The following is a 19,127-nucleotide window of genomic DNA, read 5'->3' on the forward strand; positions in this document are numbered from 1 at the left end:
ATTATATGCTAAGATTGTGCTCCCCTTATCCTCGAAGTAAATTTAGAATAACTAGCGTCTCAGTATATTATTGCAACCTTTAAGAAGTTTAATATTAAGCAGATCAGCCAGAATTATAAGAGTGGCGATGTGGTCATCGAAGGAGTAAATACTCCAGCCCTAAAGCCCGGTGGCGTATTGCTGAAACCGTAATATAGCGCAATATCAATCGGCACTGAGGGAGTGAAGGTCAAAGAGAGAAAGCTATCCCTGCTGGGCAAGGCAAAAGCTCGGCCGGATCAGGTTAAAAAGGTTGTCGATTCAGTGCTGCAGCAACGATTGATTGCCACTTATCAGAAGGTCATGAACAAACTTGACTCGTTAACTCCTCTTGGCTCTTCAATCTCCAGAGTTGTTATTGCCGTTGGCGCTGGTGCAGAAGAATTTCAGGTTGGTCAAAGAGTGGCCTGTGGTGGAGCAGAATGCGCCAATCACGCAGAAATTAATTTCGTCCCCAAGAACCTTGTCGTGGCAGTACCGGATAACGTCGCAATGGAACATGCCGCCTTTATTACCGTAGCGGCGGTAGCGATGCACGGCTTTAGGCAGGCAGAAATGCAGCTAGGTGAAACCGCATGCGTAATTGGCCTGGGGCTACTTGGACAGATTCTTATTCAGCTACTCAGGGCTGGTGGCGTCAATGTTGTCGGCATTGCCTTGATGGATGACCGCCTTCGAATGGCTGAGGAATTCGGCACTACATTTACCTCAAAGCCGAATGCCGCTGACCTTGCAATTAAGATTAGCAATGCGACAGGTGGCATAGGCATCGACTGTACTGCTATCACTGCGGGCGAAAGCTCAAACAAAACCGGTTGAGCTCGCCTGTGAAATCGCCCGGGACCGTGCTCAAATAGTTGATGTAGGCAAAACCAAGCTGGACCTAGACTGGAATGAATTCTATATGAAAGAGCTGGATGTGCGCTTTTCCCGCTCCTATGGACCCGGCCGCTACGACCCAAATTACGAAGAAAAAGGCATTGATTACCCTCCTGGCTATGTACGCTGAACCGAACGACGCAACATGGAGTCCGTTCTGCATCTTATCCCCCAGGGTCTCGTGGATCTTAACCCCATAGTAGAGGGCGTTTTTCCTTTCTCCGATGCCGAGCAAGTCTTTCAGGGCTTGGCGGACGGTAACAAAACCTCCATTAGAGTCGCATTACAACACCCCAATAAAATTGAAAGCAGCACCCGATTGTGGTCCACCGGCGCGAATCAGGAAAACAAAGTAGTGGAAGGAAAAGTAGAACTCGGCGTGATCGGCGCTGGCAATTATGCATCGAACATGCTGCTTCCTCGCCTGCAGCAAAGCTCAGCCGTCAACCTTACAGAAGTCGCGAACGCAACCAGTTTATCTGCAGCGAATGCCGCCGCCAAATTCGGCTTTGCCAGCACATCTACAAATTATAAAGAGCTACTTACCGATGAAAACAGTGATGCCGTAGTGATTGCTACAGGGCCTAGAGCTCATGCCCCCATGGTGGTAGAGGCGCTGCAAGCTGGGACAATCACCTATGTCGAAAAACCCTTAGCAATCCACCTCGATGGCCTAGAGTCAATCCAAAAATTGGTATCAGAAAGTGGCAACGGCCAAATAGTGATAGGATTTAACCGACGCTTTAGATGACGATTTTCATCCTCTAATTCCTTGGGACGGCTCATCATCGAAGCAGCCATGCCGCCGTATCTACTGCGCCGTTTGTAGAACGTTGCCGTACTCATACCGTGCTCTCGACACAGCTCCGGCACTGGGATTTCAGCCTCGCCCTACTTGAGCATGATCATAATTTGACTGTCTGAATATCGTGATTTTTTCATGTGGATCTCCTGCGTATAGGTTGCGAGAAAATTCCACCTTCAACCTCAGTTATTTTTCAGGGGGATTAGCCTCTCTTTCCATTATCTGATTAATTTTATTAAAATTATCTATAGCTACTAGCTTTAATCTTTCACTGTTTTTTTTGACTTCAGACTTATTATCGAGAGCATTTGGTATAATTTCCAATATTTTTTTTAGATCATAACTATTAAATACACTATCGCTTGGATACCATGTTTTAAAAAAATTATTTACTTTGGATACTGAGTGGGTGGCTCCAAGATGCGGCACACCATAGGAACAAGCTATAATATTCGTATGCAAACTACTGCCAATCATGAGCTTAGAATTTGCAATCAACGCACATATCTCAAATACTTTTAGTTTATTTTTAATGACCGTGCAGTTCCTGTTTTTTTCGTGCGAAATCATCCCTTCCATATCAGTATTGTCTATATAATTAACAGGCATCAAAAATATATTAAAATTAAAATTATTTTTGATGCCTGTTATGAGCTCTTGAATTTCGTCAAAATAGCGATTGGAAATTTTTTTATTGAAATGAAGAATAATATAGTTCTGATCCAGAATATTCTTAATATTACTTTCAGCCATGCTGTAAAGTTCATCCTTGGTAATTTTTTCCGATAATAAAATAGCTGAGTCGGGCACTAAATTCGATTTTATTCCAGATATAATATTTTGTATATTTTGATCTCTAACAGAGATATAGGATGCAGTTTTCAATCTGGTTAAAACTCGTTTAGTCTCGACTGAGGACATGCCATTTAATGCCCCACCACCAACAGAATTGTAAATAACCCTGACACTTTTATTAAAATCATTAATTGATCTTGTATAGGGATAACGTGCTTTTGTTTTAAAGTAAAATAACTTAATAAAGCCTTCGAATAACCAATCTGGCATTAATTTCTTTATTTTTTTTATTTTTTTTCCACCTTCAGCTTGCAAAAACATTGGCGCCCATTTGTGACCAAGCACCCCACCTCCGGCGAAAATTAAGACATCACCATCCCCAATACGCTTTAATCCTTTTGTTAGACCGACTGTTTTATGCCCCTGTACACTTTGTAAATCATTGCCAGAAAGACTGGTGAATATAATTTCATATTTATTTTTACAATATTCAGATAAGAAAAAATCAACAATATAATTGAATAATAAATCTCCAAAATTATATCTATCAGAGGCGGATATAATAAATACTCTGTTCTCTTTACTCATAATATTTTAATTTTCACCAGAAAAATAGTAATTGATAATCTAATTATTTCTACTAGCAGTGTAGCGTATGCGATGCCAATAATACCATATTTACTAAACAGAACAAAATTCAGAAAAATATTAGCGATTGCACAAACACTCACAGTAATAAGGGAATACTTTTCATTGGAAGTAGTTTGTAGTGATAAACCCCAGGGGATAACAGAAAAATTAAAGACTAAATAGAACACAAGCACTTTAAAAATATCTGCAGACGCAATAAATTCTTGTCCAATAACACTAAGAATTAGCGGCTCAATTAAAAATATAGTGGGCACTAAAAAAATTACTAGGGGAATAGATATTAATGCGGTGTGTGTTAATAATTCTTTGATGTGAGGCTTTTTATTTTCAAACTTAGCAGAGTAATACGGAAATAAGCTTAGTGATATTGGCACCCTTAGCATAAGTCCTTTTTCAACCAGGCGGTATGCTAATGCATAAATACCAACATTTGTTGGTGTGGTTAAGAATGAGAGCATAACCAGGTCAGCTTTACCGCTCAACACATTAAAGAAATTTAACAGCGAAAACCTTCCACCGCTATAAAGATATTCTTTAGATATCTGAATTTTACTAAAAAATTTGAAACCAATAATCCGTTGTGACGCTCTATAAAAATAAATTGTAGTAGATATTTCTAAAATCAAGTGCAATATAATAAGCGACAAAACCCCATACCCAAGATGAAGTAAAAGTATCGACATTGGAACTCTTAGTAGCTGTTTTGCGATGGCTACCGCCCCCAATATTTTCATCTTCTGATGAGATATAAAAACAGTATTGATTGAATCTTGCGTTCCTTGTATCAGCAGAGAGAATGAATAAACGGCTATATAAAACTTGGTACCAAGCTCATAATCAACAAACAGCACAACAACTATCGAAAGCGTTGCTGCTAAAAGTGAACACAAGCTTCTCAAGCCAATGGTAGATTCTAATATTTCTTGGGCTTTAGAAGTGTCTTTTGCAGATTCCCTTATGATAACTTTCGTCAAACCGCTAAAGGTAAATACTCCAAATAGAGCAACGTAAGCAATAACCGAATTATAAATTCCATAATATGCAGGCCCTAAAAGCTTGGGGATATAAAAGGCTCCTACAAGTGAAATTAGTTGAGATAAAACATTGGCTAAAGTTAAATATCCAACATTCTTAAATGTATGATGATTTCTCAATTTAGATAAGAAGAGCTTTACTTTCAGAATTTTAAAATCAAACTTTTGAATCAAATAGTTACATCCCATATGAATTACAAAAATATTTTGTTAAAGCCTTTATGAGAGGTCTTCAAATACCGAAACATTCTCAGAAAAAGCTACTTACAAGTAGAATTGACGACACAAAAGAAGCGATTTGTCCCAACGGCCTTATGATGGCCGTATACTTAAAGGCACTGCCGACATCATTTCCATGCTCACTTTGATTAGAGGGCTGTTGATTCGATGAATTTTTACTTAAACCCTTCCTCTCCCATCTTTAACTGAGGATTTTGAAATTCCCATGCACCGATATCCCAACCCTCTCCTTCAAAGGCAAAACCAACTTATAAGGATCATAAAGCGCATCCGCATTGAAGTCGACATCTATCGAAACGCCGCTGAAAGCGGAGGGTGTGCCTGTCTGACACGAGAGATGGCCTACCCTCCTCAATTATGGCTCTGAGCCGAAGATGTTCCGTCCTCAGCTTAATCCACAGCGTTGATGACGGGCAGGTCAGAACATAATTTCTAGTGGAATTATGGTGACCACGGCACCAGAACGTGGACTGGGGAGCTGACCGGCTTTGATGGTTATGCCAATGTCAATGTCAATGAGCCATCCAATGCTTTAACGGCAACGGTCACCACCAACGGTGTGGTGATTATGGCCGACGGTGGTAAATCATTGCTGGGCAAGACCCTTATGTTGGATATGGGCATGGGTCTGCTGGACCGGAAAACGTGTAAACTGCGCGACTTTGCTGAAGGCCGAGAAGATTCACTGGCCATGAGCGTTGTAGCGCCGGATGGCAGTTTCTATGTTGCCCACTCACCCCTGCGGCGCGCCGCAGGCGATGCCATGCCCCCGGATTTAACGCCAGCTATTATCGGTGGCATTGCGCGTTTCAACCCGATTCGCCGGGATCTGTTGGCCCGCGACGCTATCTGTGCTGCCGAAGCGCGCGGTGCCAATGCCAGCACTCTTCATGAGAGAACGGAACGGGCAGCCATCAATACGGATATACGCCAGATAAAGGTATTACTTAAACAGGCTGCCAGCGCCATTCTCAAAGCAGTCAACGATGGCGACATGACGACTGAGGATGCCACCGCACTGGCTAATCTACTGGAAAAAAGCACGGATGGGCTGACACCGGACGGCCTGACCCCGCCGGTAGTGTTCTGGTCAACCGATACCGAACACCTTCAATTGAGACAGCTCGTATTTGAACGGCGACAAGTCGCCATTGGCGGTGTGTGATCGGTCGTTGTTGTAGTAGCGAATATAATGCGCTACATCCAATTTTATATGCTCGCGAGTCGGCTGCGTAACTTTGAATATCCAATCGTGCTTTAGACTTCCAGAGAATCTCTCGATGACTGCGTTGTCCCACCAAGCACCCACATCGCCTATCGAGGGTCGAACACCAAATGATGCCAAGAGGCTTTGGTAAAGCTTGTCGGTATATTGAGATCCACGATCACTGTGAAATACCAACCCGGCCCAGGGATGACGCATTCTGATAGTGGCTTGACGTTCTGATTCAATAGATTATCTGCCACTCGATCGTTGTGTTTACGCTTGGTCGTTACCTTGTAGGCAGCGCGTTGCTGCACTTTTAGTCCCAACTTTCGCATGATTGTCCGAGTGCGGTACCGACCGGCTTGGAAGCCCTCTTCACGTAGTTTCTTCGACAATGTTCTACTTCCCAGGCTGTTTCTGCTTGACTCAAACAGAGCATTTGCACGAAGATACAGCTGCGGTTCATACGCTGAAATAATCTTAGCCGGGCGTCCGCGCCAAGCATAAAAGCAGGAACTACTGACACCCATTACTAGGCACGGCACCGTGACTGAAAATTCGGTGGATTGTCGAGAGATGAAGCGATATTTCACTTCATTTCCTTTGCGAAGAGCGCACTAGCCTTTTTTAAAATGGTTTTCTCCATACGCAGTTCTCGAACTTTTTTACGGAGTTCTTTGAGTTCAACCCGCTCATCTTCTGACGGCGATTTACCCGACTTTTGATCGTCTAGCTGTCGTTGCCAGCGATACAAAACATTGCTGCGGATACCAAGAGAATCGGCCGCTTTCTGCACGGAGTAGCCCTGATCACTAATCAATGCGACAGCTTCTTCCTTAAATTCTCGTGGATACTGTCTGTAAGGGCGTTTCTCTGTCATAAACCCCTCGATAAGTGACGCCATTATTGTCTCTTATTGAAGTGTCCGGTACCATTGAGCCATAACACACTATGTTTTAAAAGGTAGATTAGCTTGGACGAAAATTATTGATCTTTCATCTATAAATAAAATTTTGGACATTGGTTGTGGTTGTGGTTGTGGTTGTAATATCGGGAAAAACATGGATTATATTAAAGACATGTACAATTCAAATATATACGGAATAGAACCAAGAATTTTGGCCGCAAGCGAAGGGCGAAGAGCGAAAGAATGGATTAAATATCTTTCACGGAACGCTCGATGGTTATGACACGACTGGACAGTTTGATGTGATCTATATGTTACCTGTAACTGAGCATTCACCAAAACCTCAAAATACACTAGATCAGATTTTTAAAATTTTTAAACCAAATGAGAAATTAGTAATAGGAACTCCTCAGACAAATTCATTCGAAAGATATTTATTTAAAAAGTATTGGGATGGATGGGATACGCCCAGACATATGCATATGTTTCGGCCGAAAACAATTCAATTCTTATTAAACAGAAGTGAATTTGATAATATTGATATTTATTATGAAATGTATTCAATATACTCAACAATTTTTAACAATAAAACTAGAAATGGGAAACCGCTTAAAATAATTACAACCATAAATGGAGCTATAAACTGAATATTAAAAACAGTTTTTCCTTTTATTAAATTTTCGGGTTCTATGCTAGTTATCGTAACTAAAAATGAAGATCAAATATTGTATGATTAATAAATCCATTGATATCATCCTACCAATATACAAGCCTAATGAATCTGTGTTCAATGCAATAGATAGTGTTCTTAATCAAACGTATACAAATTGGACACTTCATATTATTGATGACAATTCAAAGGATGCTTCCTTGCAAATAATTAAACAAAAATACAGTAATAAAAAAGGTGTAATAAGGTATTATAAATTATCCGAAAATAAGAGGGCAGCTTATGCCAGAAATTTTATTGCAGGAAAATGCAAAGGAGATTATATTGCATTTCTGGATCAAGATGATATATGGCTACCAAAGAAACTTGGAAATCAAATTAGCCTAATTAATGAAACAAGTGCAAAGGCCTGTCACACAAATATTAGTTTTATAAATGTTGATGATAATTGTATTAATATAAAACAAGCTGAAAAGGAAAACACTTTTCGGAATAGTATTAATTGGGATTCTATAAGTCCAATTGAGCTTACAAAAACATTGTTTAGCGGAACTCATATTAGATTGGTTTCGGCAATGGTATCAAGGAAAGCATTTATTGATATTGGCGGGTTTGATAGTACTTTGTTTGGAGGTGAAGACTGGGAGTTTTGGGTTCGGTTTGCAAATAAATATAGAATTGCACATGTTCCTGAAGATTTGATCATGCGTAGGATATCAAACAATAATACATCTAGAGTGTATCAGTATAGAAGACAAGTTAGCAAATTAAGAGCTTTAGGTATAATCGAATCAAAGAAATATTTTGATAATAAACGCTTGATCGATAGGCAAAAATATCAAATTTGCAAATCAATTATTATTTCTTCTAATAAGCATGATAAAGTAGAAATAATGCGAATAGTCTATCAGCATCTACGTTCTAATCCTTTACGAATTATTTATAATTTTAAATTAGTTGGACACCTTTTGAGTAAATTAATTAACTTGAAATGAAGTTAGCAACAATAGTTGATAGATTAAATAATGAGATTAAATACTGCCACTTCAAAAGCAATGCACATTTAAAGCAATCTTTTGAAGGTTTCACTCCCCCGCTGAACGGCACGTCACAATGTCCTGGGCCCAGCGACTCAAGCGCGTCTTCAATATCGATATCGAGGTCTGCGGTCATTGCGGTGGATCGGTAAAGGTCATCGCCCCTATTGAGGGCCAGGACGTCATCGATAGCATCCTGACTCATCTTCGAGAGAAGGAACAAGGGCCCCGTATCCTATAGCACCTGGTGCCCCCTCCCGAGCATACTCTGGGCCAATATCTTTGTTCGCAGGAAGCGAATCCACAGCCCCAAATCAGCAAGGACGCTACTGAAAAACGTGTGGTACGGATGGTTGCATACTATCGCCCAGGAATGAACAAATATGAATTGCGCGATCACCTCAGCGAAAAACTTTCTAGGGCAATCGGGAATTATCTCGCGAATTTCTCCAGCTCAGTCAGGAAATCTAATCTCAATAGGCCGTTTATTTTTCCAATACTTCCGTCGAGCCTCTTTATTTCTGCAAAGCTTATGTTTACTTAGCACTAGCGTCGTGTATGATCTGACCGCATTAAGCCTTAGGGGTGGTATCTGAATATTCGTATTTTGATGCCTGAGACACAGTTGTGAACCCTTTGAACCTGATCCGGTTAATACCGGCGTAGGAATAGGTAAATTTAATTAGCCGTCTTATCGTCGCTCCGGGTCTCTTTTCATTTGTGGAGACTAACATGCAATATACACTGCGTCATATCGCTGCCGCCATCGCGCTGGCAACCCCCTTGCTTGCCGCCACATCGCTGGCAAACACTATTGAAGAAATAATAGTCACTGGCGATTTTCGCGATATTGAGCTGCAAAAAATGCCTGCCAGTGTCACGGTGATGACAGCCGAAGATATCGAACGTCGCAGCGCTCAGCATCTAGAACAATTATTGGCGTTGGCGCCCAACGTAAACTTCAGCGGGGGTAGCTCCCGCACTCGTTATATCCAAATTCGAGGCATTGGTGAGCGCAGCCAGTTTGCTAGCCCTATTAATCCGTCAGTGGGCACTATTATCGACGACGTGGATTTTAGCGGCATAGGCAGTGCAGGCACGTTATTTGATGTTGAGCGGGTGGAGATTCTACGCGGACCACAGGGCACACGCTATGGTGCTAATGCTTTAGCTGGAATTATTGCCATTACATCTACTGCGCCGTCTGAAGACTTTAACGGTTATGTAGAATCAATGGTGGGTAATTACGATAGCTGGAGTTTAGGTGCTGCGAGTGGTGGTGCGTTAACTGACGATCTGCTATATCGAGCGTCTATTCAGCAATACAAATCAGACGGTTATGTGGATAACACTTTTCTGAACAGAGACGATACAAATGGTTTTGACGAGTTTACTCTACGCACCAAACTACGCTGGTTAACGTCTGATAATGTCACTATTGATACCTCACTATTTTTTATCGATATAGATAACGGGTATGACGCTTTTTCGTTAGACCGTGATGGTGATACGCTCTCTGACGAACCTGGCCAAGACACACAAAAAACTACCGCCATTTCTGTCAATGCAGACTGGTTAATTAGCTCAAAACTTAATGCTCAATTTATTGCCAGTTATGCCGATTCTGATTTGCAGTACGGTTTTGACGAAGATTGGAGTTTTGTGGGCATAGACCCTGAAAATGAGTACTCATCCACTGACAATTATATTCGCGATAGGAAAAACTCGACCCTTGAAGCGCACCTGTTGTCTGGCGAGGAGGGTAGAATATTTGGCGGCAGTACCGATTGGTTAGTCGGTATATATTTTGAAAACAGAGATGTAGACTTAAAGCGAGAATTTTTAGACTTTAACACCTTTACAGACGCTCAACTGTCGAGTGATTATCAAACACAAAATCTAGCATTCTTTGGTGAAACAACCACTGCATTAAACCATCGCCTTAGCTTAACCATTGGTTTCCGGGTAGAGCAATGGGACGCAGACTACAAAGACTCCAGCGCAGTGATCCTGGATACCGATGAGACTCTATATGGAGGTAAAGTTGTAATAGATTATCAGGTGAGCGATGACCACTTGTTATATGCAAGCCTGGCCCGCGGTTATAAACCTGGCGGTGTTAATACCGACGGTACACTCAATCAAGCCGAACGTGAATTTGATACTGAATATCAATGGGCTTACGAAGTCGGCAATAAAAGTTCCTTGCTGGATGACAGCTTACAAATTCGAGTAGCTGCTTTTTACAACGATCGTCAAGACATGCACATCAAAGACTCTATCATTCCCGTCGGTGGCCCTGGCGCATTTGTCGACTACATTACCAATGCTGCTGAAGGCAGTAATTATGGTTTGGAGATTGAATCTGTCTGGCAAGCAACTGATGCATTGCAGCTATTCGCTAATGCCGGTTTGCTACGTACAGATATAGATGAATGCGATACCGCCGGCTGTATCGATTTAGTGGGTCGCGATCAACCACATGCGCCCCGTTACCAATATGCTGCTGGCCTCAAATTCGATGTTAGCGAAAAAGTATTTGTGCAATTAGATATCGAAGCGAAAGATGAGTTCTATTTTTCAAGTAGTCACGATGCTAAATCTGGAAGTTATGAGCTACTGAACGCCCAAATGGGCTATGAATCTGAGACATGGAGCTTGGTCCTGTGGGGTCGCAACCTAACCGATGAAGACGTTGAAACCCGTGGCTTTAGATTTGGCAATGACCCACGTGACGGCTATACCACACACACCTATGTGCAATTAGGTGAGCCACGAGTAGTAGGCCTTACTGGTCGCTATAAGTTTTAGGAGATTAGCGATGATACTGACAATAGAAATCAGTTTATACCCGAACAACGAGAACTTTATTCCGCCTATTGATAGCTTTATTGCGCGACTCAATAGTTACGGAGGGGTTAAGGTAAAGACCTTTCCTACTGCAACTATTGTGCAGGGAGAATACGATCTTGTAATGGACATCTTGAAAACTGAAATGAAACCACACCGTGAGCAACATGGTATGGGTGTTTTTTTGACTAAATTTATTCCGGGTTACGAGGCCTTATAAATGGAGGTGAGTACCGCTGTCGAACAGGCTTGGCTCGCCATGAGTTGGTGGGAAGTCGCCGCGGTACTGTTGGGTTTAGCCTATTTAATATTGGCCATGTTTGAACATATCAGCTGCTGGTATGCGGCATTTTTCAGTACTGCCATCTATACGTTTTTATTTTGGGATGTGAATTTGCTGATGGATTCCGCCCTTCAAATCTACTATATGGCAATGGCCGTCTATGGTTGGTGGCAGTGGCAGCAACCGGGTGACAGCAACAAGACAAACTTGGCTATTAGTCAGTGGGGTTGGAAAACCCATTGTGCTGTTATCGGACTAATAGTGGGTTTATCACTGGCGTCGGGTTATTTGTTGGACAAAAACACTCAGGCAGAATGGGTCTATCTGGACTCATTTACGACATGGGGCGCGGTTATCACAACTTATATGGTGACCAAAAAGGTACTAGAGAACTGGCTTTATTGGCTAGTAATAGACGCAATAGCCGCTTATCTATATTTCGATAGGGGACTCTATCTAACCTCCCTGCTATTTTACCTGTATCTGGTAATCGTCATCTTCGGCTACTTGCAATGGCGCAAGCTCTATCGCCAGCAAAAATTCACTACTGCGGTAGCGCCACTGGCGGAGAACCCAGGAATATCGTAGCAGAAAAATTGAGCCGACTATTGATTCCGAGCCAAGGCTCGAGAACAGACCAGAGAATATAGCTTGCTGATGCAAAAAGAATCAGCACAAGCGTAAATTCGCTGCGGGCGCCGAGCTTAATCACATTCGGCTCTGTGTTGGTCGTGCGAGGTGCTGAACATGCGAATTTCAACCTGCTCCCTTTGATTCACTCTTACTCAGGCAAAAAGACTTGTAGCGATGAGGCCCGCGATGATGGAGTTAGCGCACGTTTTATGACCTCATTATTGTAATCTAGCTTAGTCCGGCTGCGCGGCGGGAAGCGGTGAGGTTCGCGCGCGCGCCTTGATGATTGCCCCATCTGCTGGCAACAGAAATCCGGCCTCAACCGCGGAGTCTGTAGCAGCATCGATGGCATTGATATATGCCTGCTTGTCAGGATAAAGTTCAGCAAGCTTCGTCTCGTCAAAGCGGATTGTTGTTCCCAACAAGCCGCAAAACGCGTCAGCCGGGGGCTGGCCTGTACCCCGCAAAGTGGCGACCGGCGCATCAACATGGGGGGTACGAATACCTCCCTTTGCGTTGCCAAAGTCGTCTAATTCGAAATCCGACTGGTCCGCATTCAACGTCATAAAAGGCGCCGATGGTGCTGGCTCGCCGGTCGTAATCCAACGATTTAGTGACGCGACTGCTGCATTCGCTACCCATTGACCCGGGCCATCGTTAACCGGTATCACGCAGCTGATAAAGGGCGGTCTTGCATCATTCTTTTGTTTTACATCGGCGAAAGTAAGGTCATCCCCCATGTCGGCATTGCCCGTCAAGGTAGTATAAAGATCAGTGTGGGCTGAGCCGGTTACTTCCCACATTCGGTAAGCATCTGAATCTGCTTGGCGGGCGGCGACAGAACCCAATACATCGGTTTCATTTTGCAACGCGATAACAACTTCTGGTAGGTCGTCGCGAATAAAGGTCGGCCTTGGCGCAGAAATCTCCACCTGTGGAGACTCTGAAAGTCGAGAAGCCCCACCACTACCCCGACCGTGAACAATAAAGCCATCGAACAGATCAATGGTAGGATGGATAGCGTTAACATACGTCGCAAGCCGACCCGCGGATTGGGACTGACCCACGGCAATCATTCGCTCGACCGTCAATCCGTCCAGAGGGTCGAGACCAACCGGGTGACGCACGGCTTGCCCCGCCTGGGAAAAAATGTCGTAAGAAAAGCTGTCACCGGGGTGGAATAGGGGTTCATAGCGCGTGGGATCGACTTGTTTTAGCGGAAGACTGAAAGCACCACCGCCCTCTATCCCAACCAACTGGGCGGAAACACCGACCCAGACATAGCCTTCACGGATGAACTCAGTGTGCATTTGTAGCATGTCGGGCGCGGCATCGATGCCGCCCGTTACGTTAAACCACTCGACTACGACCGTGCCGTTGAAATCATCTGCATTGATCGGCCGCAGCACCACCATGCGAGAATTATACTCAGCGGCATCGGCAGGCTGGACATTCCACTTGCCATCCGCACCAAGGTCATCCGTTGCGATGTATGATTTAGCGGATCCAGAAAAAAAGTACTCGCTCTGTGTATAACCCACATCAGAGAGATCAAAATTCAAAAATGTATAAAAGGGAGTGCCCGGTTTATAGTCTAGGCCGGGCTGGGTCAAATCGACCGGGAACCCACTAAAAGAAATAATGCAACAGTCATCACCACCACCTCCAGTCACCGGTCCTTCTAACACCGGGTTATCCGCCTGAGGCTTTTGCTCATCCACGAGACGATCATTATTGTTACTGTCACTGCAGGCGGCCAGGATAAAAACCAGCGTCAGTGATGCCACGCTCAATCGGGGTAGGCGGCAGTCAATTTTTTTAGCTCCCATAAAAGAGTTTCCTTTAGCACGAGGTTCGTCGAAAAAACCACTGGTCAGTTGACAAAGAACGCTTGTCGTTTAAATGGCCCAACTTGGATATAACGACAGCATCTTCATTGCGATTCTTACGTATAGATAACTTCTCTTGTTAGCATTTACACTGTTATTAACTATAGTCTATCCCAAAAATCTTGCTATGCGCTATTTGGAATATTTAGCTCTCTCAATATACCAATAAGTTCTATCGCCACTGGCAGGGAATGCTATGGGCCTCTTCACACCACAATGTACCTTACTCTATGAAATTTATAGAGAAACACTACCCCGTTCTGGTTACCCCATTGGATGCGCAGGGTAGAAGCCTGCCGACGCATGGATATTTTTTTGGCTCCCCAACTCGTATTGATGAGGCTATTTTTTCACAATAGCCCTTTTATTTGTCCTATCCTTAGACTAAGCCGCCACACTAATATGCAAATAATATAGGGATAAAGAAAGAGATGATGCAAGATTAAATCGAACTCTATGACTGGGATCTGTCAACTTACACGGTGAAGGTCGAAGTTTATCTTAAAAATAAAGGCCTTATTTTCCATGTGAACCATTTGGAGCGGCAACCTCAACACTTGTGGCTGGGTTAACATCGCCACGAGGATCCATCAGTAGTCCACTTTTGATATTCACACGCAGCGCAGTTTCCTCTGTGTCGAGATAGAGATACTCGTAGTTATCACCGCCTATATCGCCAACACCAATGGGTTGTACGGTAGCCCCATCTTCGGTTTCAACAGAATATCCCAGGCGATGGTTTTCGGCGATAACACCTTCCATTGGTGTTACACCGCCGTTCCATATGGCAACAACAACTTGTTTGGTCTCTGGTGGAACATCATCGTCTGGTAGATCTTCGGGGCTAACCGCATAGGCTAGCACCAGTGAAGGTCCGTCTTTCAGCGGCGTCACGTCCACTGACAACCCCTGTGCATTATCTCCTCCAGCAAGAATCAATTGGCTGGTCACCTGCACTTTTTCCGGAGGATCATCGGGCTCATTGCCAAACTCACCAATAAGCAAAACACTATGTCGCTTACTTGTCTCGTCGGCTGGGCGAGTGGTGACCCGTAAAGGATGCACCCGTTTTCCTGAGCGACTGATCACAGTAAACATCTCAGGCTCAAGGGAATCGGGATCAGCCACTCGTTTAGAGAACGTTACAGGCATACCGTCGGCACCCATATATCTCAACGCCTGCATAGCATTATCTAAACCAAAGAACGCACTGACCATTCGTGCGGGTTGATCGTCGAGGTCAGTTCTTGGTGGAGCAGGATCAGGAGAACAACCCGATATCGTCAGTGCGATAAAACCGATAAACCCGTAGCATTTCACTTTTTTGATGTTATTTCCCCTGGGATAATTTCACGCATTAGCTTAGCGCAATTCGCGCCGTAAAATTTTACCCACATTGGATTTAGGCAACTCGTCGCGAAACTCGATATGCTTGGGCACCTTGTAAGCAGTGAGGTCGGTGCGGCAAAATTCTCTCAGCGCAGTCTCTGTTAAATCGCTATTTCTGCGTACCACAAAAGCCTTTACCGCTTCCCCTGTACGATCATCCACTACGCCCACGACAGCGCATTCAAGTACATCGCGATGGCTGGTTATCACATGCTCTATTTCATTGGGATAAACATTAAAACCAGACACCAAAACCATATCCTTGATTCGGTCAACAATTTTATAGAAGCCATTATCAAGTCTTACAACGACGTCACCGGTTTTGAAAAAACCTTCGGCATCGATTGCCTCGTCAGTCGCCTCCGGACATTGCCAGTAACCCATCATCACCTGAGGCCCGCGCACCCAAAGTTCACCCTCTTCGCCGTCTGCTACCGGCACACCAGAGCTATCCATTAATTTTATTTCCTGAAAACCCACTGCTTGACCGGCACTGCCAATGCGGCGGGTTGCGGGGGAATTTAGGGTGAGGTTGGCGGTAGTTTCAGACAGACCATAGCCCTCAATAAGTTTGGAATCCGTTCGCCGCTCCCACTCTTTAGCCACATCTGGCACCAGTGCAGCGCCGCCAGCAATAGTCCACTTGAGATTTGACCAGTCCACGGCATCAAATTTTCCGTTTGCCATCAGGCCAACTAGCATGGTGTTAACAGCGGCAAATTCAGTGAATGGAACTGATCCCATCACATCAAGCAGGCCATCGAGATCTCGTGGGTTGGGAATAAGCATCGAGCGGCCGCCAGAAGAAAAATTGCCGCAAAGATACAGGGTAAACCCGAAGATATGATAGATGGGTAATGGTGCGATCAGCAGACGGGTCTCGCTTTCCCTAGTATACTGTGCAAAGTGATTGCGACCCTGAGCTATGCAAGAAATAATATTGCCATGGCTCAGCATGGCACCCTTAGCAACGCCCGTTGTACCGCCGGTATATTGAAGAACAGCCAGATCGTTTAATGTGGGACGAATCTGTGATGGACCCCCGCCTGAGTCCTTGCTCCCACCGAGAGAAATTGCTGTGGGTAGTGAAAGCAGCATAACCGATTGATCCAGATTATGTGCGGGAGTAGGCTGTGGCTCCATCATATCGAGCGCATTGGTGGTGATTACCAGCTTGATATCGGTATCAGGAATAACCTGTTCCGCCGCCGCGACAAAATCACTGAGCATTACCACTGCCTTGGCTCCGCTATCTTGAAATTGGTGGCGCAATTCTCTTTCTGTATAAAGCGGGTTGGTATTCACCAATACCAACCCAGCGCGCAGAATGCCCCAGGCCGCTACCGGGTACTGAATGAGATTGGGCAGTTGAATGGCTACTCGATCGCCATGCTGTAAACCTGCAGCGCCGCGCAGATAGGCGGCAAACTTCCCTGACATCTGATCTATTTGCCGAAAAGTGATGTCTTGGCCCAAGCAGCTAAAGGCTATTTTGTGTGCAAATTCAGCGCAGGCCAGTTCAAACAGATCCAGCACTGATGTGTAATGTTCAACGTTGATGGCATCAACTTGCTTGCGAGAAAAATTAAAGCGGGGGTCGGTGGTAAAATTCATAGTTTAAAGCTCGTTAAGTTTAGCTAATTGAAGGAATTTTCATAAAACTCTCAGTGACTGATCTAATTTGCTGACAGCAGGCACAAGCAGAAAAGGTCACTGGGGGGCTGAGCCTGGTCTTCTTAGTCACCTAAGCATCATTATTGGGTAACGCTTTGGAAACAGTCGTCACTTCACAATGCTTCACGATACTTTAAGATACTTCAAGACATGATGTCTTGGGGAATCATATTCAGCCTTCGTGCCTCTGCGGACCGGGCATAAAATGACGGGTTTAGTAAAACAGATTAGGGGTTTAAAAAGGGGCTGATGCAACTTCGTAATGCATAGAAGGCTGAAAAATGACCGAATATGATTCCAGCAGTTCATTCTGATCTTGCAAAAGGAACAAGGCCGCCCTACCCTATTCCTGCTGGTGCTACCCTCCCGAGCACCCCTGGGCCATTACCTCTTTTCGCAGGACGCGAATCCACAGCCCCAAAATCAGTAAGGGCGCTACTGAAAAACGTGTGGCACGGACGGTTGCATGCTATCGCTCAGAAATCGACGGATATGCATTGTGCGATCACCTCGGCGAACAACTTTTTAGGGAAATCGGTGGTTGTTTCGAGAATTTCTCCGGTTCAGTCGGCAGGATCAGTGAGGAATCCTACTCTCAACAGGCCGTTTATTTGTCCTATACTTTAAAAAATATAAGCTAAGTAAGCCTGTCCTGCCCACAGCATATCGTCCGATAGATTTCATAGATTTAATTTTTTCCAATACGAAAAAACCTCAGAAAACTATTTTTGTATCATCCAGACTCTAAAGCTGTCCGGTGAAAACCGTTAGGCACTATTAGAAATTTTGGAGAGACATAAAGTGAAAAACGAAAAAAATAGCACTATCTCGAACATTCAAACAACGCGGCTGATAAGGATCAGACAGGTGATGAATTTGGTAGGACTCTCGAAGAGTCACATCTACCACCTCGCGGCTCAAGGAAAGTCCCCCAAGAGCATACCGTTGGTTCCTGGCGGCACATCTGTGGCGTGAATTGAGAGCGAAATCGAAGATTTCATAAACCAGAAAATCAAGGCCAGGGGCTAGGAGGTCAACATGAGCATTCAGAATGTGAGTGCACTAAAGCTCTCAGATCCTACTTTGTGCATTACCAAGATCAACGAGAGATATGCCGTCGTTCTACTCGGATTTAAGAGCTCTGACCCCTTTAATCGCACCTATACTGTTTCACGCACAGCCGAAGGCGTGGTTGCCGACCATCGTTTAAATGACCTGCGAAAATTGGCCGCATCGCTGAACCCCAACAAATTAGCGATCTCCGCAACGGGAAGATTGGTGCCCTGAAGATATTCCATGGAGAGACGATAGCGCAACTGATCCAACAAGTGCTGATAACGGTTCCCTTCTTTTTGCAGATGACGCTGCAGCGTACTTTCACTCATGTGCAATTGCGTTGCCACTTTGGCGCATGTTGGAAACTCGGATCCAGCTTGCAGAAGAATTTTCTGCACGCGTTCGCTCACCATTCCGCCAGTGCTGTCGCGCGAAACGAGGCGGTCACACTCCCGTCGAAAAATATCGCGCGCAATAGGGTTGGACGTTGATATAGTCGAATCGAGACTGGCGTAATCAAAAAACATGGCACTGCGTACCGCGTTGAACCGTACTTCCGAGTTAAAAATTTTATGATATAAACTAATATCACTTGGCGGCGCATAGCCTAGCTGAAGATTGCTAGTGGCTGTATGGCGGCCGAGTAAGATGCTGCCGCTATTGATGACCGCTGCGTAAAGCACCTCTGTATAAAAGCGTTCTAGCACTTCCGGGAGGTGAGCCGCCTGAACCCATAACTCCAATGCAGTGTCGTGCCACTGCAACTCAATGCCAATGCTGGGCAATATCACCCTGTTGTACCGCACCAATAGCTTGAGTGCGTCGCCAATGGTGGCACTCGTCATCATTGCGTAGCCGAAGATACCCTGAGATGCGATGCTGATTTGGCTGCCAAATTTCAGACCTAATTGGCTGTCCTTAGAAATCTCCAGTGCATTGGTACAAGCGGTATTAAGTTGCAGCGCTGTAAGATTAATTGCGGCCTGCGGATCAGCATCTTCCAGCCCTGTACCGTCCAATAGCTGCGCTCGTGACACTTGGTTTGGTTCCAGTACCTGCAGTAGCGTTGATATGTAGTACGAGTGCATC

At 44.5% G+C, this 19,127-nt stretch carries 15 protein-coding genes, 4 pseudogenes and 1 riboswitch; of the genes and pseudogenes, 10 read left to right on the plus strand and 9 right to left on the minus strand.

Annotation, left to right across the window (positions count from 1 at the left end):
• Positions 1–222: 222 nt before the first annotated feature.
• On the plus strand, positions 223–858 hold the full coding sequence (locus ABXT62_RS10290) for a zinc-binding dehydrogenase (protein WP_415355169.1): 636 nt from the start codon (positions 223–225) through the stop codon (positions 856–858).
• A 205-nt stretch (positions 859–1,063) separates the two neighbouring features.
• Positions 1,064–1,669 (plus strand): Gfo/Idh/MocA family oxidoreductase, encoded by a 606-nt coding sequence (locus ABXT62_RS10295; RefSeq protein ID WP_415355170.1) that lies wholly within the window; start codon positions 1,064–1,066, stop codon positions 1,667–1,669.
• Here the strand turns inward: ABXT62_RS10295 and ABXT62_RS10300 are convergent.
• The 3 genes and pseudogenes from ABXT62_RS10300 to ABXT62_RS10310 form a co-directional block, all read right to left on the minus strand.
• Positions 1,657–1,860, minus strand: a pseudogene (locus tag ABXT62_RS10300) (transposase); the annotation flags it as partial. The gene ABXT62_RS10295 and the pseudogene ABXT62_RS10300 sit on opposite strands and share 13 nt — an antisense overlap.
• Before the next feature lie 49 nt (positions 1,861–1,909).
• Positions 1,910–3,106 carry a polysaccharide pyruvyl transferase family protein gene (locus tag ABXT62_RS10305; RefSeq protein ID WP_415355171.1) on the minus strand — a complete coding sequence of 399 codons (1,197 nt, stop codon included), beginning with the start codon at positions 3,104–3,106 and terminating at the stop codon, positions 1,910–1,912.
• Positions 3,103–4,377 (minus strand): flippase, encoded by a 1,275-nt coding sequence (locus tag ABXT62_RS10310; protein WP_415355172.1) that lies wholly within the window; start codon positions 4,375–4,377, stop codon positions 3,103–3,105. Before ABXT62_RS10310 ends, ABXT62_RS10305 begins: the two co-directional genes overlap by 4 nt.
• A gap of 634 nt (positions 4,378–5,011) precedes the next feature.
• On the opposite strand from ABXT62_RS10310, the gene ABXT62_RS10315 reads away from it, so the two are divergent.
• Positions 5,012–5,608, plus strand: a complete 597-nt coding sequence (locus ABXT62_RS10315) for a hypothetical protein (RefSeq protein WP_415355173.1) — start codon at positions 5,012–5,014, stop codon at positions 5,606–5,608.
• On the opposite strand, the pseudogene ABXT62_RS10320 reads toward ABXT62_RS10315, so the two are convergent.
• Both ABXT62_RS10320 and ABXT62_RS10325 read right to left on the minus strand, forming a co-directional pair.
• Positions 5,534–6,344: pseudogene (locus ABXT62_RS10320) on the minus strand (integrase core domain-containing protein); the annotation flags it as partial. The gene ABXT62_RS10315 and the pseudogene ABXT62_RS10320 overlap by 75 nt on opposite strands.
• Positions 6,345–6,353: 9 nt before the next feature.
• A pseudogene (locus ABXT62_RS10325) lies at positions 6,354–6,554 on the minus strand (transposase); the annotation flags it as partial.
• A 257-nt stretch (positions 6,555–6,811) separates the two neighbouring features.
• On the opposite strand from ABXT62_RS10325, the gene ABXT62_RS10330 reads away from it, so the two are divergent.
• The 6 genes and pseudogenes from ABXT62_RS10330 to pnuC all read left to right on the plus strand — a co-directional run bounded on the left by ABXT62_RS10330 (position 6,812) and on the right by pnuC (position 11,985).
• Complete coding sequence (locus ABXT62_RS10330) at positions 6,812–7,204, plus strand: methyltransferase domain-containing protein (protein WP_415358199.1); 393 nt, start codon at positions 6,812–6,814, stop codon at positions 7,202–7,204.
• A gap of 82 nt (positions 7,205–7,286) precedes the next feature.
• Positions 7,287–8,222 carry a glycosyltransferase gene (locus tag ABXT62_RS10335; protein ID WP_415355174.1) on the plus strand — a complete coding sequence of 312 codons (936 nt, stop codon included), beginning with the start codon at positions 7,287–7,289 and terminating at the stop codon, positions 8,220–8,222.
• Between the two features lie 94 nt (positions 8,223–8,316).
• Positions 8,317–8,487 (plus strand): annotated as a pseudogene (locus tag ABXT62_RS10340) (IS91 family transposase); the annotation flags it as partial.
• 348 nt (positions 8,488–8,835) lie between these two features.
• Positions 8,836–8,950: riboswitch (TPP riboswitch) on the plus strand.
• Between the two features lie 46 nt (positions 8,951–8,996).
• Positions 8,997–11,075, plus strand: a complete 2,079-nt coding sequence (locus tag ABXT62_RS10345; protein WP_415355175.1) for a TonB-dependent receptor — start codon at positions 8,997–8,999, stop codon at positions 11,073–11,075.
• Between the two features lie 10 nt (positions 11,076–11,085).
• Positions 11,086–11,334, plus strand: a complete 249-nt coding sequence (locus tag ABXT62_RS10350; protein WP_415355176.1) for a hypothetical protein — start codon at positions 11,086–11,088, stop codon at positions 11,332–11,334.
• On the plus strand, positions 11,335–11,985 hold the full coding sequence (pnuC, locus tag ABXT62_RS10355) for a nicotinamide riboside transporter PnuC (protein ID WP_415355177.1): 651 nt from the start codon (positions 11,335–11,337) through the stop codon (positions 11,983–11,985).
• A gap of 278 nt (positions 11,986–12,263) precedes the next feature.
• Here the strand turns inward: pnuC and ABXT62_RS10360 are convergent, their stop codons facing one another.
• The 3 genes from ABXT62_RS10360 to ABXT62_RS10370 all read right to left on the minus strand — a co-directional run bounded on the left by ABXT62_RS10360 (position 12,264) and on the right by ABXT62_RS10370 (position 16,922).
• A complete protein-coding gene (locus ABXT62_RS10360; RefSeq protein WP_415355178.1) occupies positions 12,264–13,859 on the minus strand; it encodes an alpha/beta hydrolase domain-containing protein in 1,596 nt (531 codons plus the stop codon).
• A gap of 576 nt (positions 13,860–14,435) precedes the next feature.
• Positions 14,436–15,239 (minus strand): hypothetical protein, encoded by an 804-nt coding sequence (locus ABXT62_RS10365; RefSeq protein ID WP_415355179.1) that lies wholly within the window; start codon positions 15,237–15,239, stop codon positions 14,436–14,438.
• Between the two features lie 42 nt (positions 15,240–15,281).
• Positions 15,282–16,922, minus strand: a complete 1,641-nt coding sequence (locus ABXT62_RS10370; protein WP_415355180.1) for an AMP-binding protein — start codon at positions 16,920–16,922, stop codon at positions 15,282–15,284.
• An 861-nt stretch (positions 16,923–17,783) separates the two neighbouring features.
• Between ABXT62_RS10370 and ABXT62_RS10375 the strand changes: the two genes are divergently transcribed.
• Complete coding sequence (locus tag ABXT62_RS10375) at positions 17,784–17,957, plus strand: helix-turn-helix transcriptional regulator (RefSeq protein WP_415355181.1); 174 nt, start codon at positions 17,784–17,786, stop codon at positions 17,955–17,957.
• 185 nt (positions 17,958–18,142) lie between these two features.
• Here the strand turns inward: ABXT62_RS10375 and ABXT62_RS10380 are convergent, their stop codons facing one another.
• Entirely contained in the window at positions 18,143–19,126 is a 984-nt protein-coding gene (locus ABXT62_RS10380) for an AraC family transcriptional regulator (protein WP_415355182.1), read from the minus strand.
• Between the last annotated feature and the right edge of the window lies 1 nt (position 19,127).

It is taken from the genome of Halioglobus sp. Uisw_031, from assembly GCF_047729875.1.
Taxonomy (GTDB): domain Bacteria; phylum Pseudomonadota; class Gammaproteobacteria; order Pseudomonadales; family Halieaceae; genus Marimicrobium.

What these genes read in the sequence shown, in the direction of transcription:
- ABXT62_RS10345 (WP_415355175.1), top strand. Translation starts at nt 8,997, where the DNA reads ATGCAATATACACTGCGTCATATCGCTGCCGCCATCGCGCTGGCAACC.
- ABXT62_RS10315 (WP_415355173.1), top strand. Translation starts at nt 5,012, where the DNA reads ATGGCCGACGGTGGTAAATCATTGCTGGGCAAGACCCTTATGTTGGAT.
- ABXT62_RS10380 (WP_415355182.1), bottom strand. Translation starts at nt 19,126, where the DNA reads ATGCACTCGTACTACATATCAACGCTACTGCAGGTACTGGAACCAAAC.
- ABXT62_RS10370 (WP_415355180.1), bottom strand. Translation starts at nt 16,922, where the DNA reads ATGAATTTTACCACCGACCCCCGCTTTAATTTTTCTCGCAAGCAAGTT.
- pnuC (WP_415355177.1), top strand. Translation starts at nt 11,335, where the DNA reads ATGGAGGTGAGTACCGCTGTCGAACAGGCTTGGCTCGCCATGAGTTGG.
- ABXT62_RS10335 (WP_415355174.1), top strand. Translation starts at nt 7,287, where the DNA reads ATGATTAATAAATCCATTGATATCATCCTACCAATATACAAGCCTAAT.
- ABXT62_RS10360 (WP_415355178.1), bottom strand. Translation starts at nt 13,859, where the DNA reads ATGGGAGCTAAAAAAATTGACTGCCGCCTACCCCGATTGAGCGTGGCA.
- ABXT62_RS10350 (WP_415355176.1), top strand. Translation starts at nt 11,086, where the DNA reads ATGATACTGACAATAGAAATCAGTTTATACCCGAACAACGAGAACTTT.
- ABXT62_RS10305 (WP_415355171.1), bottom strand. Translation starts at nt 3,106, where the DNA reads ATGAGTAAAGAGAACAGAGTATTTATTATATCCGCCTCTGATAGATAT.
- ABXT62_RS10295 (WP_415355170.1), top strand. Translation starts at nt 1,064, where the DNA reads ATGGAGTCCGTTCTGCATCTTATCCCCCAGGGTCTCGTGGATCTTAAC.